This is a genomic window from Actinokineospora lacus (assembly GCF_053813445.1).
Window position 1 is genome coordinate 1 of record NZ_JBQERA010000020.1, and the last position, 14,751, is coordinate 14,751.

Below are 14,751 nucleotides of genomic sequence, written 5' to 3' on the forward strand. Positions count from 1 at the left end.
TGCCCTGGTTGCGGGCGTGGTTGACGATGCGGTCGGCGTTGGCGTAGGAGAACTGGCCCTGGTTGGGTTCCAAGGCGTCGATCTTCATCTCGTTCTCGGCGGTCACCATGTCGAACTCGCGCTGGAGGAGTCCGGAATAGGTCGGGTCGCCGAGCCTGCCCGCGGCGACGGCGGTGCCGAAGTACCGGCCCGTCTCCGCCGCCGCGGTGGCCAAGGTCGTCCCCGCCGCACTGGCCGAACCGTGGAACGCCCCCGCCAGCATGGTGGCGACCAGTCCTCCGGCGAGCAGCAGCGCCGTCGCCCTTGGTCGCCACGCGGGCGCGGGCCGGGTGACCGCCCGTATTGAATGCTCCATCACATGTCCTTCGGATCAAACACCGCAGGCCCGGGTGCCCGAGGTGACAGGAACGCCGCCGATGCCGAGACGCCTATGTGTTAGCGCTAACGTCAAGCCATGAAAGCCGCCTCGTGAACAGAAGCGCATCAGCACGGCAATCACAGCCACGAGCGTCGTTCGTGTCTTCAGACTGTGAACGATGGCACCCAGTCGGTCAAGACGTAACGCAACTGTTTCGTGCAGGTGAGCCGACTTGTCCGGCCCGGTTGGGCGGTGACGACCGGTATTGTCCAAAGTGGAGCTGACGTCATGTCCCCAGCTTGGGGCAGGTTGAGCCGAACTCGACTCGTCGCAGGGGTGGCTGCTAAAAGTTAGCGCTCACATTTAGCATTGACCCACGGTGGTCGGCCGTAGTTTCATTGTCGTGAGATCTCCGGCCGGGGCGGTGCCCCGGCCGGAGTGTCTACTCAGGACGTTCGGCGTGCGGTGAGCAGGAGTCGTCCGCTTCCGATCCCGTAGGGTTCGCCGCTTGGGCCGTCGAACAGCTCGATGTCGGTGAACCCGTTACCGGACAGAAGATCGACGATCTGCGCCACCGTGTATACGTGGTGGATCGCGGTCACGTCGAGTTCTTCCTCGCCGCGGGTGAAAAGGTAGTGGCTGAGCATCCGGCTCCCGGCGACGTCGTACTCGTTGGTCGCGAGGACGGTGATGTCGCCGGTCCGCATGGTTCGCGGCTCGGCCTGGTAGCCGGGCAGGATCGACTCGGCCGCCGAGGCGAAGTCGACGACCAGGCCGCCGCCGGGGCGGACGGCGCCGCCCAGCGCGGCGGTGAACTCCCGCAGGCCGTCGAGTTCGAGGTAGCCGAAGCTGTTGCCGAGGCACACCACGGCGTCGAACCGGTTGTCACGCGGGATCTCCCGCATGTCGGCGTGGACGAGGTCGACGTCGAGCCCGGCGGCGGCCCGCCGGGCGTGCCCGATCGCCTCGGCGGACAGGTCGACACCGGTCACCCGGTGCCCGCGCCGGGCGAGTTCCAGGCTGTGCCGCCCGCTGCCGCACGGCACGTCCAGGACCAGGGAGCGCGGTGCGAGGCCGAGGCGTTCCTCGACGAAATCGATCTCCTCGACGGTGGTTTCCGGCGGCACGGCACGCCGCCAGAACTCGTTGGGCAGTTCGGTGAAGAAGTCCACGTACCAGGTGGACGAAGGTATTCCGGACATGGGAAAGAAAGCTCCTTGCGGTGCATCGGCTCCAGATGGCGATGTCACCGGGCGGCACCTGGGCCGTCACACGGCCTCGGTGCGGTGGCCCGGTGTGAGGTTCCGGGCAACCATGGCTTCCTCCACAGTCAGCGGTTCACCCTGACGCTAGCAGCGCCCGGCCGGACCGGTAAACGGGTTTTCGGGCACCCCGGGCGGGCTCCCGGCGGCTATCCCGCTCGCAAGCCCCCAAGGCGCGGGTCGGGCGCGCCCGCGACGGCCAGCTCCACCAGGGTGCGCACCCCGAACCCGGTGGCGCCGCGCGGCCATTCACCGTGGGCGCGCTCGGCAATGGCGGTGCCCTGGATGTCGAGGTGCGCCCACGGCGTGCCGTCGGGCACGAAGTGCTGCAGGAACAGGCCCGCGAGCAGGGCGGTGCCGTGTCGGACGCCGGTGGTGTAGTTGACCAGGTCGGCGATGGCCGAGTCCAGTTGCGGCCGGTAGCCCCGCGGCAGCGGCAGCGGCCACACCGGCTCCCCCGCGCGGGCGGCGGCGGCGAGGACGGCGTCGGTCAGCGCGGGGTCGTTGCCCATGACGGCGGCGATGTCGCGGCCCAGTGCGATGGCGGCGGCGTCGGTGAGGGTGGCGACGTCGACGATCGCCGCGGGCCCGGTCTCGGCTGCCAGGACGAGCGCGTCGGCGAGGATCAGCCTGCCCTCGGCGTCGGCGTTGCGGACCTCGACGGTGGTGCCGTCGCGGATGCACAGGACGTCGCCGATGCGCATGGGGTCGTCGGTGGCCATGTTCTCGGTGAGCGGCAGCCACGCGTCGACCGGGTGCGGGCAGGCCAGCGCGCCGAGCGCCGACATCGCGGCCAGGGCGGTGGCCGCGCCCGCCATGTCGGCCTTCATGTCGATCATCTGCGGGGTCGGCTTGAGCGACAGCCCGCCCGCGTCGAAGGTGACGCCCTTGCCCACCAGCGCGATCGGCGGGTCCGGGTGCCGCGGCAGGTGCCGGAGCCGGACCAGGCGCGGCAAGTGCCGCGACCCCCTGGCGACGCCGAGGAGCCCGCCGAGGCGTTCCGCGGCGATGCGGTGCTCGTCCCAGATCTCGCAGTCCAGGCCGCTGCTCTGGGCGACCTGCTCGGCGCGCTCGGCGAAGGCGGCCGGGGTGAGGTCCTCGCCCGGCTCGGTGACCAGGTCGCGGGCGAGGGTGACCGCGTCGGCGAGGACGACGGCGGTGCGCAGGTCGGCCGGGTCGGCGTCGGCGGCGAGCAGGTCGACACGCTCGGTGCCGCCGGGGTCGCGGTAGCGGGTGAACCGGTACGCGCCGAGCGCGAACCCCTCCACCAGCGGGCGCAGGAAGCCCGGCGGGACGGTGACCGCCAAGTGCCGGTGCCCGCGCACCTCGCGGGCCAGGCAGCCCGCCGCGCGCCGAACGGTGTCGGCGTCCACCTCGCGCGCCGGGCCGAGCCCGAAGAGCACGAACCCGGGCACCTGGACGACCTGCCCGACGTGCCCGTGGAAGCCGACCGCGGCGAGGAACCCCGGCGGGACCGCGTCCGGCGGGCGGTCGGCGTAGGCGGGCAGCACCGAGGTCTCCGCGGTCGACGGGCCCAGCCGCCACTCGATCATCGGGCCCCGCGCGCGGCGCCCCAGGCCAGCAGGTCGCGGGCGTAGGCCGCCGCGGTGTCGACCAGGGCGCCCGAGGCGACCCTGGCCCAGCCGCGCGCCGCGGACACCGCGTACGGGTCGACCCGCAGCGCCTGCGCGAAGCAGTCCTCGGCGAGCACCGGCAGCCCGGCGCGGTCGAAGCACTCGCCCGCGAGCGCGTACCCGCGGGCCGTGCCGATCGGGCCGAGGCGGGCGGTGCGCAGGTAGGACTCTCCCGCTTCCCGCTCGCGGCCCTCGGCCAGCAGCACCTCGGCCAGCTCCATGTGCGTCTTGGGCTCGTACGGGTCGATGGTCAGCACCTTGGCGACGAGCCGCCTGCCGCGCTCGTGCTCGCCGAAGGCGAACGCCTCCTTCGACCGGCTCTCCAGGCAGGCCCGCAGGTTCTCCCTGGCCAGGAACTCCTCGTACGGCGTGCTCGGCCGCACCGAGCGGGCCAGCTCCTCGGCCCGGTCCATCTCCGCGACCAGCTGCTCGCGGTCGCGGCGCAGGAACGGCACGTAGGTGACGCTGCGGTAGAAGCGGCTTTCCAGCATCGCCTTCTCGAACGGCGGGCGCGCGTCGTCGGCCAGCAGCTCGTCGAGGCTTTCCTGGGCCCTGTCCCGCCAGTGCGCCGCGTCCTCCAGCGACTTGGTCTCCCGCGCGTGGAAGACGACGGCGAAGACCGCGATGACGAACCGCAGGTGCGTCGGGCAGGCGGGGTGCTCGGCGATCTCGAAGGACGCCGTCGGCGTGTGGACCGCGCCGGACCCGACCGAGCCGACGTAGGCCACGACATCACGCCAGTGCCACAGCCTCAACTGCGCGGGGGTGGTCAGCTCGGCGGTCGGGCGCGGCGGGATGAGGTCGAGCACGACCTTGCCGAAACCGAGCCGGAACAGCACCATCGCGGTGAGGTACTGGCGTTCGGCGTCAGCGGAGGGGAACTCCGCCACCCACGCGCACAACCGCTCCCAGGCGGGCGTGCGCAGGGGGGCGGGCAGGTCGGCGGGGTGGGCGACGGCGAACTCCGCCAGGCCGGACTCCCGGACCAGGTTGGCGCGGAAGGCGGGCGGCATCAGGCGCTGCCAGTTGACCTCCGGCGGGGCGCCCGCCTCGGCGAACCCGTGGGCCAGCGTGGGCAGCGCGGCGTAGAGGCAGGGCGAGCCGGACTCGCCGAGGTTGAAGTACGCGGCGTACATCCGGTAGTGCCAGTTGCTCTCGTGCGGGTGCCGCGCGGGGCGCTGGAGCACCTCGGCGAGCGGCGGGTCGGACAGCTCCGCCAGGCGCAGGCGGACACGTTCGGAGCGGGGCGCGACGCGGTGGGCGCGTTCGACGAGAACGCGGGCGAACTCGTCGTGGCCGAGGGCGCCCGCGCGGCGGGCGGCGGCCAGCAGCGCGAACGCGGTGCCGTACGGGCCGAGCCGGGCCGCGTCGAGGTAGCCCGCCAGCGCCGCCTCGTCGTCGCCGCGGCGTTCGTCGGCCTGCGCGGCCTGCATGCGGATCTTGACGTCGTACGGGTCGAGCGCCAGCCCCTCGGTGATGAGCCGGGACTCCGCGTCGGTGTCGCCGCGGCGCACGGCGATGTCGACGCTGCGGTCGACGATCCTGCGCCGCATCTCGACGGCCAGCGCCTCCTCGTCGGGGTCGGCAGGCTTCTCCATGACGTCCTCGGCCTCGGCGAGGAGCTGCCACGCGTGGTCGAACGCGTGCTGCCGCTCGGCGTGCACCACTTGGCGCAGCAGGAGCCGGGAGTGCAGCAGGGCGCGCTCGAAAGCGGTGAGGTCGAGTCCTTTGAGGATCTGCCCGGCGCGGGCGAAGAGCGCGGGGGCCGCGGCGTCGTCACCGGCGTGGCGGGCGAGCAGGTAGCCCCACGCGGCGACGGCCTGCGCGTGCGTCGTGGTCGGGGCGGGATTGTCCACCAGCGGGGCGTACGCGGCCCTGGTGTGGTCGGAAAGTCCCGCGACGGCGAAGAGGGCGCTTGCCCTGGCCCACTGCCCGGCCGCCGTCACCGGGTCGGCGCACTCGGCTTCGTTGCGGTCGAGGGGAAACAGCGTGCACACCGCGTGCGGCAGGCAGACGGCCAGCAGCCAGTGCGCGAGCCCGACTCTGTCCACAGTGTCCAGATCGGCTCGGTGCGCGTAGGCTTCCGCCATCAGCGACCAGGTCGGCGACGCCAGCTCGGGAGGGAGTTCGGTCGGGTCGGTGACGCGGTGGCCGCTCAGCCGGGACTCCTCGTCGAGCAGGGTCCGGTAGCTCCCCGGCATCGTCATCCCGAAGCGTGGCGCGGTCGGCGCGCGCTGCTCGAACCGGCGGGCCGCGAACAGCGACCCCCTGGCGTGCACCGTGGTCAGCGGCGAGTCGGCACCGTCGAAATAGGGCCGGTGGACCTCGAAGGTGAGCCAGCTCGGCGCGTTGGCCCCGGTGTGGCCGTGCGCCAGCTCCCAGCGGTGCATCGCCGCGCTGCCCCCTACTGCCGAGGAAAGGCCTCGCGGGGCTGATGCTCCGCGAGGCCGTCCGGATTGGTCAGGCGTCGACCAGGCACACCCAGCAGTCCGCGGCTCCGGTGCTGATCTCGACCTCGTCGGCCAGTGATTCCCAAGTCTCGTAGGCCATGTGCGTCTCCCATGCTGTTGGGGAACAATGAATCGGAAGATAGCAGCGCGTCGAACAGGTGAACAAGAGCGCGGTCAACCGGCCGTCAACAAGTGCCGGTGCGGGCGACGGCGGCGATGAGCGCGTCGACTTCCGCGTCCTCGGTCCAGTAATGCGGCGACGCCCGGACCAAGCCGTCGGGGTGTGACACGTGGATGCCCTCGGCGACCAGTTCCTTCGCCAGCGCAACGGATTCCGTCGCTGGGTGGGTGAAGCCGACGATGCCGGACCGCGAGTCGGCGTGGGAACTCGCGGAGATGGAGCACCCCGCGCTGAGCAGCCCGGCGGTGAGTCGCTGGACCAACCGGCCTACCCTGGCCGCGACGGCGTCAATGCCCACTTCGGACAATTCGGCAAGGGTCTCGGCGAGGCCCACCATGCCGAGCACGTCGTACATCCCGCCCTCGGCCCGGGCCGCCGTCGGCAGCGGGGACAGGTCGTAGCGGAAGTGGCCCGCGCCCTTGGTCAACATGTCGTTGGCGCCGGTGTAGCCCACCCACCCGCTCGGCAGGCGCAGCCGGGGCAGGTGCTCGCGACGGCAGAAGAAGACGCCGGTGCCGACCGGGCCGCAGAGCCACTTGTGCGCGCCCGCGGCGAGGAAGTCGACCGGGGTGTCGGCCAGCGACAGCGGGAGCGCCCCGACGCTCTGCACCGCGTCGACGCTGACCAGCGCGCCGACGCGGTGCGCGAGCGCGCACACGGCGTCGAGGTCGATGCGGAACCCGGTGGCGAAGTTGACGTGGCTGACCGCGACCAGCCGGGTGGCCGGGCCGATGGCGGCTTCGACGTCCTCCAGCAGGTAGCCGCCGTCCCGCATCGGCACCCACACCAGGCGCAGGCCGAGGGCGCGCCACGGGTGCACGTTGGCCGGGAAGTCCCGGTCGAACACCACGATCTCGTCGCCGGGGCGCCAGTCCAGGCCGTCGGCGACGAGGTGCACGCCGGTCGAGGTGTTGGGGACGACGGCGATCTCGTCGGTCGAGCAGTCGAGCAGGTCGGCGAACAGGGCGCGGACCCGGCGGCGCGCGGGGAAGATCCGGCCGATCTCGGCGCTGCCGTGCGGCAGGACGTCGACCAGCGCCTCGCGCATGGCGGCCACGGCGGGCGGGCGGAGCCTCCCGAGGCCCGCGTAGTCGAGGTAGGCGGTCACCGGCCGCGCAACCGGACGATCGCGGCGGCGGCCACCAGCATCGGTACGCCGTGCAGCAACAGCACCCACTGCGGCACCAGGTCGGGGGTCAGCACCAGGCTGGTGGCGACCAGCCCCGCCATGAACCCGCTGTTGACGACGATCTGGGAGAGGCCGAAGACCGGGCCGCGCCGCTCGTCGGGCAGGCGCTGGACGGCCTGCTTGAAGGCGACCTCGCTGAACGCGTCGCCGATCCCGGCGAGGGCCGCGCTGGCCAGCCGCAGCCCCCAGTCGTCGAACCAGAAGATGCCGATGAAGCCGACCGACATGACGATCGTCGCCAGGCAGAACACCACCCCCGGCGCGCGGGCGATGGACCGGGTGGCCAGCGGCCGGAAGACGAACCCGGCGAGCAGCAGCCCGGCCGCCCAGACGCCCCAGATGACGCCCGCGGCCGTCGTCGGCGACCCGGGGCTCAGCTCGCTGCCCAGGATCGGGATGCCGACGTGCTGCGACGAGCTGCCGAACGCGTCCAGGGAGCGCACCGCGAACAGCGGCACGAGACCGGCCGCGACCACGGCGGGCCAGAGCACCTTCCCGTCCTCGGCCGCCGCGGCCGTCCCGCTCTCCCGGAACGGCACCCGGATGGCGGCGAGCACCAGCGCCGACACGGCGTAGCTGGCGGCGTCGATGGCGAACACGCCCTGGAAGCCGACCAGCGGGACCGCCAGCGCGGACAGGCCCATGCCGAGCATGAACGCCACGCCCTTGAGCCCGGCGATCACGCTGTTGACCAGCTGCGTCCGCTCGCCCGCCAGCACCGGGGTCGCCGCGCTCAGCGTGCCCTCGAACACCGACCGGCCCACGCCCACCAGGAAGACGGCGACGTAGAGCTGCGGCTGGCCGGGGGCGATCACGAGCACGAGCAGGACGGCGGCCCGCACCAAGTCCGCGGCGATCATGACCGCCCGCCGGTTCCACCGCGCGCCGTGGACGTGGCCCAGCCTGCCCCCGACGATCGCGCCCGCGTACAGCGACACGCTCACCAGCCCCGTGGCCAGCGGCGACCGACTCAGCTCCCACACGAAGACCGACAGGCACACGAAGTCCAGCGCGTACCCGATATCGGACACGGCTTTCGCCCCCAGCAGCAGCCCCAACTGCCTGCCGCCGCGCGTCGTCGTCACCCCACCATTGACCGCCATCGCCCCATCTAATCCGGGACGTCAATCTCCGCGGAAATCTCCGCGGAAAATCTCTGCGGACCCGCGGGCGGAGCCCACCAGCCGGGCCCGGTGGTCGCTATCGCGGATCGGGGTCGAATGGCTGGGTGTGGAGGTGGGTCCAGGGACCTCCGGCGTAGTGCCAGACGGACAAACCCAGGGCGGTGGCGTCGGCGGGCGGTGGTCGCGTGCTGAGGTGCCGCAGGGTGGTTCTGGCGGTGTCGGGGTCGACCTTGTTCTGGACCGTCACGTGGGGGCGGAACGGTTGCGCGTCCTGGCGGGTGAGCCAGGGGTGCCACCGTCGCCGTAGCCCGGCGTGCAGGTCGGCGAGGTCCGCGGAATCGATGGCGAGGGCCACGCCCCGGCCGAGTGATCGGTAGGGGCCGCCGCGCATCCGGAATGGCGCGCGGCGGCTGACCTCCGCGATGGCGGCGAGGATGTCGCGCTCCTGGTCGGGAGGCAGGGCGTGGAACAGGGTCAGGTGGGCGCCGACCACCAGTCTCTCCGCCGGGAAGTGCGTGCGTCTGATCTCGTCCCACGCGCGCTGCGCCTCATCGTCGACGTGCACGGACACGATCAGTGGTCCCGTCATCGCGTCATCCTTGTGAACCGCCCGGCCAGGGGAGAGGGGCATGGTCCAGCCCATGGGTGCCCGTTGACGAGTATGCGGGTGCGGCGATGCGGTGGCCGGGTGTGGTGGTCCACGGTGTCGTGCCGCCCTGACGGCAACGGCCACGGTGAGCGGCCCGCCGACGCGGCCGCTCACCGTGGTTCCTGGTACCCCGCTCCTCAGGGCGCGGGCCCTATCGTTCGCGGCGCGCGCCGCGAGGTCAGCAGACGGCCCAGGTGCTGTTGTTCATGCGGATGTTGCGGAACTCGGTCTCGGTGCCGCAGGGGCTTTCCCGGATGACCTGGTTGGTGACGTCGAGGTTCTGGATGTAGATGCGGCTGTTGTTGGGGAACTCCGAGCGCGCGGCCAACCGGATCTCGCCGCCGCCGGTGACGAAGCCGCCCTGGTTGGCGATGGTCACGTTGCTGCAGTTCTCGATGAGGATGGCGTTGTTGCCGGTGTTCGACAGCTCGATGCGGTCGATGGCCAGGCCGCCGCTCTCGGAGACGCAGAAGACGCCGCGCCCGCCGCCGCTGGCCCTGACGAGGCCGACGCGGATGTTGGTGGGGTAGGCGTTGCTGATGCGGCCGTTGCGGTTGGCGGTGCGGAAGGCGGCGTAGCCGGTGCCGGCGCCCGCGTTCTGGGCGTCGACGGTGCCGACGGTGGCGTTGGTGGTCTCGTTGAGCAGGAGGCCGGATTCGCCGACGGAGCGGGCGGTGACGGTGCCGATGGTGATGTTGTCGACGCCATAGGTCTCGACCGCGTGGGAGGAGGCGCCTTGGACGTAGACGGTGTTGATGGTGATGTTGCGGCTGCGCTGGCTGGTGTCACCGCGGTTGTCGATGCGGACACCGAGACCCCGGGAGAGGCGCATGTCGATCTGGCCGAGGGCGACGTTGGTGACGTTGCGCATGAAGATGCCGTAGACCGGTGAGCCGGTCAGGGCGAGGTTCTGGACTTCGACCTGGGTGGTGCCGCGGGAGTAGACCGGCGCGTTGTCGCCGGAACCGGTACCCGAGACGTTGATGGTCCCGCAGGAGTCCAGGACGGTATAGCTGGGCAGCGAGATCCGCGACCCGGCGCTGACGGTGCCGCCCGCGCGGAGCACGACGCGTTCCTTCGACGAGCGGCCCGCGGTCAGGCTGTTGATCGCGGCCTGGGCGGCGGAGCGGAAGTCGGAGCCGGTGTAGACGGTCCTGCTGCCGCGGCGAGCGGTGAACGTGCCGCCGCTGGCGACGACCTCGGCGTGGAAGGTGCCCTCACCGCACGCCGCCACTGCCTGGACCGATGCGTTCGGCGGCGTCGTGGGCGCGGCGATCACCTGCGGCACCACCGCGCCGCTGAAGGCCACGGCGACGAGCGCCGCGGCTCCCCAGCCCAACCGTTGGAGCTTCATTGCACCAAGTTCCTCTCGTTGTGGGACAACAACACGAGCGGGAGCGAATGGGAGCGGACTTCTGCCAATCGACGTCCACGGGAGGCAAACGGATAGCGCATCCCCGATGCGGGACAAAGATGTCCCACACAATGTTGGGAGCGCTCCCAGAATGCGCCTTTCGCGGGTCGTCACCGTCGATGCTGCCAAGTATCCGAAGGATTGAAACGTTTCGCAATACCTCGTTTGCTTTTTCTGTGAAGATGCAGCTAGAACGCTTATTGCACGTTTCAGAGTTGTGGATGTTACTTTCATCTTCTATCTAGAAAGTTGTGACGACGTGAACCGGCCTGCTCGGCGTGCCCGCCGTGGCAGGCACGGCCGTTATGCACCCGATCGTTCCCGGTACTACGGTGACACCGCACAAACGAGGAACGGACCACACCATGACGGCGGCATCAGGCCAGCACCCCCTCGCCGCGGAGCCCGCGGTCGCCGGGCAGTCGGCGGAGGAGGACCTGCGGGCACTGTTCGGCCAGTCCATCGCCGTGTTCGCCTCGCTGGTGGGGCCCTCGCACCTGGTGGAGACGGCGAACCCGGCGTTCTTCGCCACCATCGGCGAGCAGCGGGCGCGCACCGGTGTCCCGCTCGTCGAGCTGGTGCCCGAACTGGCCGGTCAGGGCTTCATCGCTCTGCTCGACCAAGTCCACCGAACCGGTGAGTCCCACACCGGCCGCGATGTCCGAGTCGTGTTCGAGACCGGCCCGCACGCGCGGGAGGCGTTCTTCGACTTCACCTACGAGCCGCGTCGTGACGCCGAGGGCGCCGTCATCGGAATCCGGGTGATCGGCGTCGAGACCACCCAGGTCAAGCACGCCCAGCAGCTGATGACCGAACACCGCGCCCTGCTCGAGCAGATCGCCCGGCAGGCTCCGCTGGCCGATGTCCTCGACGGGATGTCCCGCTGCATCGAGAGCCTCGCGCCGCAGGAGGTGCTCGTCTCCGTCCTGCTCGCCGAACCCGACGGCCTGCACCTGCGCCACGGGGCCGCGCCCAGCCTGCCCGACTTCTACAACCAGGCCATCGACGGGATCGCCACCGGGGAGGGCGTCGGCTCGTGTGGCACGGCCGCCCATCGACGGGAACCGGTCATCGTCACCGACATCGCCACCGACCCGTTCTGGGACGACTTCCGGGACCTGGCCGACCGGGCCGGGCTGGCCGCCTGCTGGTCCACGCCGATCCTGGCCCGCGACGGGAGCCTGCTGGGCACCTTCGCCATGTACCACCGGGTCCCGCGCGTCCCGCACGACTTCGACTTCGCCCTTTCCCGGGTCTTCGCGGGCACCGCGGCCCTGGCCATCGAACGCCACCACAGCGAGCAGGCGCGCCGAGACGCCGAGACCCGGGCCGAAGCGGCCCGTGACGAGCTGGCCAAAGCGATACGCATGGAGCGGAAACTGCGGGCCGAGGCCGAGGAGCGCGCCACCGCCGCCGCCGAACTCACCGCCCGGATGCGCACCGCCGCGGCCGCGCAGGCCGCCGTGCCACACCCCGAGCGGTGCGGGCTCGGCGGCGCCGACGGGTGCACCGCACCGGCCGAGCTCAAGGTCGCCGACCCCTGGGGCGACGCGGCGTGGGGCTGCCAGACCCACGTCGAGGAAGCCATCCTCACCGTGCGGTCGGCGTTCATCGCCAACGAAGAACTCAGCGGCCTGGCCGCCTACGTCAACCGCAAGCCCGTCCGGGCACAACACGCCGAACCTCCCCGCGCCGGGTGAACCCAGTCGGCAAGCACCCGCTCGCGCGGGATGTCGGCGCACCGGCCTGAGTGCTCAGCGGGCGGTCATGTCCCACAGGCGGGTCAGGGACGCGCCGCGCTTGGCCTTGGGGAACGGGTGGCCGACGCCCAGTTCGACGCGGGGGAGGCCGTGGTCGGCGGCCAGGGACACCGTTGAGGCGAAGACCAGCGCCGAGTACGCGGTGTGCCGGTGCGGGTGGTCGGGGTCCAGGCCGACCTCGAACGCGTCGACGGCCGAACCCCCGATCCGGGTGAAGCACGCGCCGACCAGCGAGCCGCCGTCGCGGGCGGTCAGGAGGCCGCCGCGGACCAGCCCGATGGTGGCGCGCGGGGTGTCGGTGTGCGTGCGGGCGACCAGGAGCAGCGCGGTCAGCACCGCCGCGACCGGCCGCCCGGCCAGGGCGCCGAGGTCCGCCCTGTCCCAGTGGCGCTCGGCCGCGGGTGCCCCGTCGACGGCCGTGGTGGGCTGAAGGTCTACAGACATGGGCGTCCTCGCAGTGGTGGTGGGGTGGCGGACTGGGGCGGGGCGGGCGGGGCGCTGAGGACGCTGTCGAGGACACCGCCGACGACCCGGCGGACGGCGGCGGCGTTGTGCTCGCCGAGGAGGGAGAAGTGGCCGCCGGGCAGCAGGTGCGGCCTCCCGGCGCCGTGCTGCCGGGCGAGCACGTCGAGTTCGGCGGGCGTCACCAGCCGGTCGTCGGCGCCGCCGATGACCACCGGCGTCACCCGGGGCCGGGCCGCGGCCGCGGCCAGCCTGCGGCCCAGGGCGAGATCGGCGCGCAGCACCCTCAGGGCGCGCTCGCGCAGCGCCGGGTGGTCGATGGCGGACACGGCGTCGCCGTCGGTGCGGGAGATGATGTCGAGGACCTCGGTCTCCTCCGGCGGCGGCTCCTCGTACCCCGGCGTGGCGGGCGGGCAGGCCGAGAGCACCAACCCTTGGCAGGAAACGGGTTCGGCCGCGGCGGTGGCCGCGGCCAGCTGCGCTCCCAGGCTGTGTCCGAACAGCACGGTCGGCAGCGGGGGCAGCGCGCACAGACCGGTCGTGATGGCGTCCAGCACCGCTCGGGTGTCGGTCAGGACTTCCTCGAAGGCGCAGCGGAAGCGGCGCTCGCGTCCGGGGAGGACGATGCCGGTGATCTCCACGTCCGGCGGCGCCCAGCCGAACGCGGGCAGCAGCTCGTTGGGGCCGGAACCCGCGTGGGCGAACAGGACCAGCCGACGCCGGGCCGCGCCGTCGGCCTTGCGGAGGGTCGCCAGCCAGTCGGCGGTCGTGGGTGGTCGCAAAAGCACGTTCACGCCCTTCCCCGCGCTCGCGGCGGTTCGCCGTTGTCCGGCGGTGCCGAACGCTCGTGGTGCATGACGTCCCCCGGATGGTCAGCCGACCCCTCAATTGGAAGCCCCACCATGCACAGGTGTTCTCGCGCAGGCAAGGAGGAAAACCCCTGCGGTGTACCGGTTCTCGACCGGGACCAAAGGCGCGGATCGCCCTTGCGGTGATCGGCTACTCTCGATCTTGCGACCGCTTCCGGTGCGGGCGAGGGGTTTCCAGCGTTCCTCAGCCGGATTCCGAGGTCGACGGACGAATGGGGGAGGACGATCCATGTCGGACAGCACGGGCGGGCCCGGTTGCTACCGCCACGACCTCGGGTCCTGGGTGATCGCCGGGGACGGCGCCCGGTCGGCGCTGGCCGACCCGGTGTTCTCGTCGCAGGTGATGGGCACGGGGTTCCACCTGCCCCGCGGCGCTCGGGCGGAGTGCGCCGAACTGTTGGAGACCCTGGGCCGCTGGTTCGTCATGCTGGACGGCGACGAGCACAAGGCGGCCCGGCGCAAGGTCGGCGCCATGTTCTCCGCGGCGGGCATCCGCAGGCTGCGCGAGGAGCTGTCAGGCATCGTCGCCGACGCCGTCGACGGGTTCGCCCGCTCCGGCGGCGGTGACGCCATCGCCGGGCCTGCCGCGGAGATCTCGGCCAGGGCGATCGGGCACATCGTCGGCCTGCCCGACGTGCCCACCGAGCGGCTGCACGGGTGGGCGCGCGCCATCGCCGACTTCATCGCCGCCTCCTACCGCGTCGACCGGGCGCGCCGGGCGCAGGAGGCCGTGCGCGAGATGGGCGCGGCGATGGCCGAAGTGGACGGCGCGGGCGCGATCTGGGCACTGGCGGGCGACAGCGACCGCGACCGCCTGGCAACCTGCTCGATGGTGCTCTTCGGCGGCCTGGAGACCAGCGCGTCCCTCATCGGAATGACACTCTGGTACGCCGTGGAGAACAAGCTGACCGGCCCACTGGCGGACGAGGAAGCCGACTCCGTCGTGGAGCAGGTGCTGGCCTTCCGCCCACCCCTGGGCCACGTCGCCCGCACCGCCACCGGAACCGTCACCGTGGACGGGACCCACATCCCCGCCACCGCCCCCGTCGTGGTCTCCCTGACCGGCCGCGACCCGTTCACCCCCACCGACGCCCCCACCCGCGCCCCCACCCACGTGCCCGGCCACCCCCGCACCGACCACCTGGCCTTCGGCGTCGGCCCCCACTTCTGCATCGGCGCCGCCCTGGCCCGCCTGGAGGCGACCCTGACCCTGCGGGAGTTCGCCAGTCGCTGCCCGAACGCGAAATCACTGTCTTTCCAGTGGAACTCCAACCGCACGTACCGAGGACTGGAGCACCTGGAAATCGCCGTGTGAACGAAGTCTGGAGGAAAGTGGACGCGGAGGTGATCGCCGGAAGACAGTCGTATGCTGGCAGAGTCGAGTTGAATATTGGTTCCT

At 71.9% G+C, this 14,751-nt stretch carries 12 protein-coding genes; 2 read left to right on the forward strand and 10 right to left on the reverse strand.

Annotated features, from left to right (window positions below):
• The 8 genes from ACTG9Q_RS31725 to ACTG9Q_RS31760 form a co-directional block, all read right to left on the reverse strand.
• Positions 1-355 (reverse strand): endo-1,4-beta-xylanase (locus ACTG9Q_RS31725; RefSeq protein WP_455576640.1); only part of this gene is annotated, 355 nt, incomplete at its 3' end.
• 449 nt (positions 356-804) lie between these two features.
• A complete protein-coding gene (locus ACTG9Q_RS31730; protein WP_455576641.1) occupies positions 805-1,560 on the reverse strand; it encodes a class I SAM-dependent methyltransferase in 756 nt (251 codons plus the stop codon).
• A 209-nt stretch (positions 1,561-1,769) separates the two neighbouring features.
• On the reverse strand, positions 1,770-3,173 hold the full coding sequence (locus tag ACTG9Q_RS31735; RefSeq protein ID WP_455576642.1) for a leucyl aminopeptidase: 1,404 nt from the start codon (positions 3,171-3,173) through the stop codon (positions 1,770-1,772).
• Entirely contained in the window at positions 3,170-5,644 is a 2,475-nt protein-coding gene (locus ACTG9Q_RS31740; protein WP_455576643.1) for a tetratricopeptide repeat protein, read from the reverse strand. The genes ACTG9Q_RS31735 and ACTG9Q_RS31740 overlap by 4 nt, the downstream gene beginning before the upstream one ends.
• Positions 5,645-5,889: 245 nt before the next feature.
• Positions 5,890-6,993, reverse strand: a complete 1,104-nt coding sequence (locus ACTG9Q_RS31745; protein ID WP_455576644.1) for an aminotransferase class V-fold PLP-dependent enzyme — start codon at positions 6,991-6,993, stop codon at positions 5,890-5,892.
• Entirely contained in the window at positions 6,990-8,159 is a 1,170-nt protein-coding gene (locus ACTG9Q_RS31750; protein WP_455576645.1) for an MFS transporter, read from the reverse strand. The genes ACTG9Q_RS31745 and ACTG9Q_RS31750 overlap by 4 nt, the downstream gene beginning before the upstream one ends.
• Before the next feature lie 115 nt (positions 8,160-8,274).
• The gene (locus tag ACTG9Q_RS31755) at positions 8,275-8,787 is read right to left on the reverse strand and encodes a 2'-5' RNA ligase family protein (RefSeq protein WP_455576646.1); all 513 of its coding nucleotides are present in this window, start codon (positions 8,785-8,787) and stop codon (positions 8,275-8,277) included.
• Positions 8,788-9,025: 238 nt separating this feature from the next.
• A complete protein-coding gene (locus ACTG9Q_RS31760; RefSeq protein ID WP_455576647.1) occupies positions 9,026-10,201 on the reverse strand; it encodes a hypothetical protein in 1,176 nt (391 codons plus the stop codon).
• Positions 10,202-10,626: 425 nt separating this feature from the next.
• On the opposite strand from ACTG9Q_RS31760, the gene ACTG9Q_RS31765 reads away from it, so the two are divergent.
• Positions 10,627-11,961, forward strand: a complete 1,335-nt coding sequence (locus tag ACTG9Q_RS31765) for a GAF domain-containing protein (RefSeq protein WP_455576648.1) — start codon at positions 10,627-10,629, stop codon at positions 11,959-11,961.
• A 54-nt stretch (positions 11,962-12,015) separates the two neighbouring features.
• On the opposite strand, the gene ACTG9Q_RS31770 is transcribed toward ACTG9Q_RS31765, so the two are convergent.
• Together ACTG9Q_RS31770 and ACTG9Q_RS31775 are read right to left on the reverse strand one after the other, a co-directional pair.
• Entirely contained in the window at positions 12,016-12,465 is a 450-nt protein-coding gene (locus ACTG9Q_RS31770) for a hypothetical protein (protein WP_455576649.1), read from the reverse strand.
• Positions 12,456-13,277: a thioesterase II family protein gene (locus ACTG9Q_RS31775; RefSeq protein ID WP_455576650.1), complete on the reverse strand. Its 822-nt coding sequence runs from the start codon at positions 13,275-13,277 to the stop codon at positions 12,456-12,458. Before ACTG9Q_RS31775 ends, ACTG9Q_RS31770 begins: the two co-directional genes overlap by 10 nt.
• A 304-nt stretch (positions 13,278-13,581) precedes the next feature.
• Here ACTG9Q_RS31775 and ACTG9Q_RS31780 point away from each other — a divergent pair, with 304 nt between their 5' ends.
• Positions 13,582-14,667 (forward strand): cytochrome P450, encoded by a 1,086-nt coding sequence (locus ACTG9Q_RS31780; protein ID WP_455576651.1) that lies wholly within the window; start codon positions 13,582-13,584, stop codon positions 14,665-14,667.
• The last annotated feature ends 84 nt before the right edge of the window (positions 14,668-14,751 follow it).

Excerpts from the sequence above, each read along its gene's own strand:
- ACTG9Q_RS31730 (WP_455576641.1), bottom strand. The coding sequence starts at position 1,560 with ATGTCCGGAATACCTTCGTCCACCTGGTACGTGGACTTCTTCACCGAA.
- ACTG9Q_RS31735 (WP_455576642.1), bottom strand. The coding sequence starts at position 3,173 with ATGATCGAGTGGCGGCTGGGCCCGTCGACCGCGGAGACCTCGGTGCTG.
- ACTG9Q_RS31740 (WP_455576643.1), bottom strand. The coding sequence starts at position 5,644 with ATGCACCGCTGGGAGCTGGCGCACGGCCACACCGGGGCCAACGCGCCG.
- ACTG9Q_RS31755 (WP_455576646.1), bottom strand. The coding sequence starts at position 8,787 with ATGACGGGACCACTGATCGTGTCCGTGCACGTCGACGATGAGGCGCAG.
- ACTG9Q_RS31760 (WP_455576647.1), bottom strand. The coding sequence starts at position 10,201 with ATGAAGCTCCAACGGTTGGGCTGGGGAGCCGCGGCGCTCGTCGCCGTG.
- ACTG9Q_RS31765 (WP_455576648.1), top strand. The coding sequence starts at position 10,627 with ATGACGGCGGCATCAGGCCAGCACCCCCTCGCCGCGGAGCCCGCGGTC.
- ACTG9Q_RS31770 (WP_455576649.1), bottom strand. The coding sequence starts at position 12,465 with ATGTCTGTAGACCTTCAGCCCACCACGGCCGTCGACGGGGCACCCGCG.
- ACTG9Q_RS31780 (WP_455576651.1), top strand. The coding sequence starts at position 13,582 with ATGTCGGACAGCACGGGCGGGCCCGGTTGCTACCGCCACGACCTCGGG.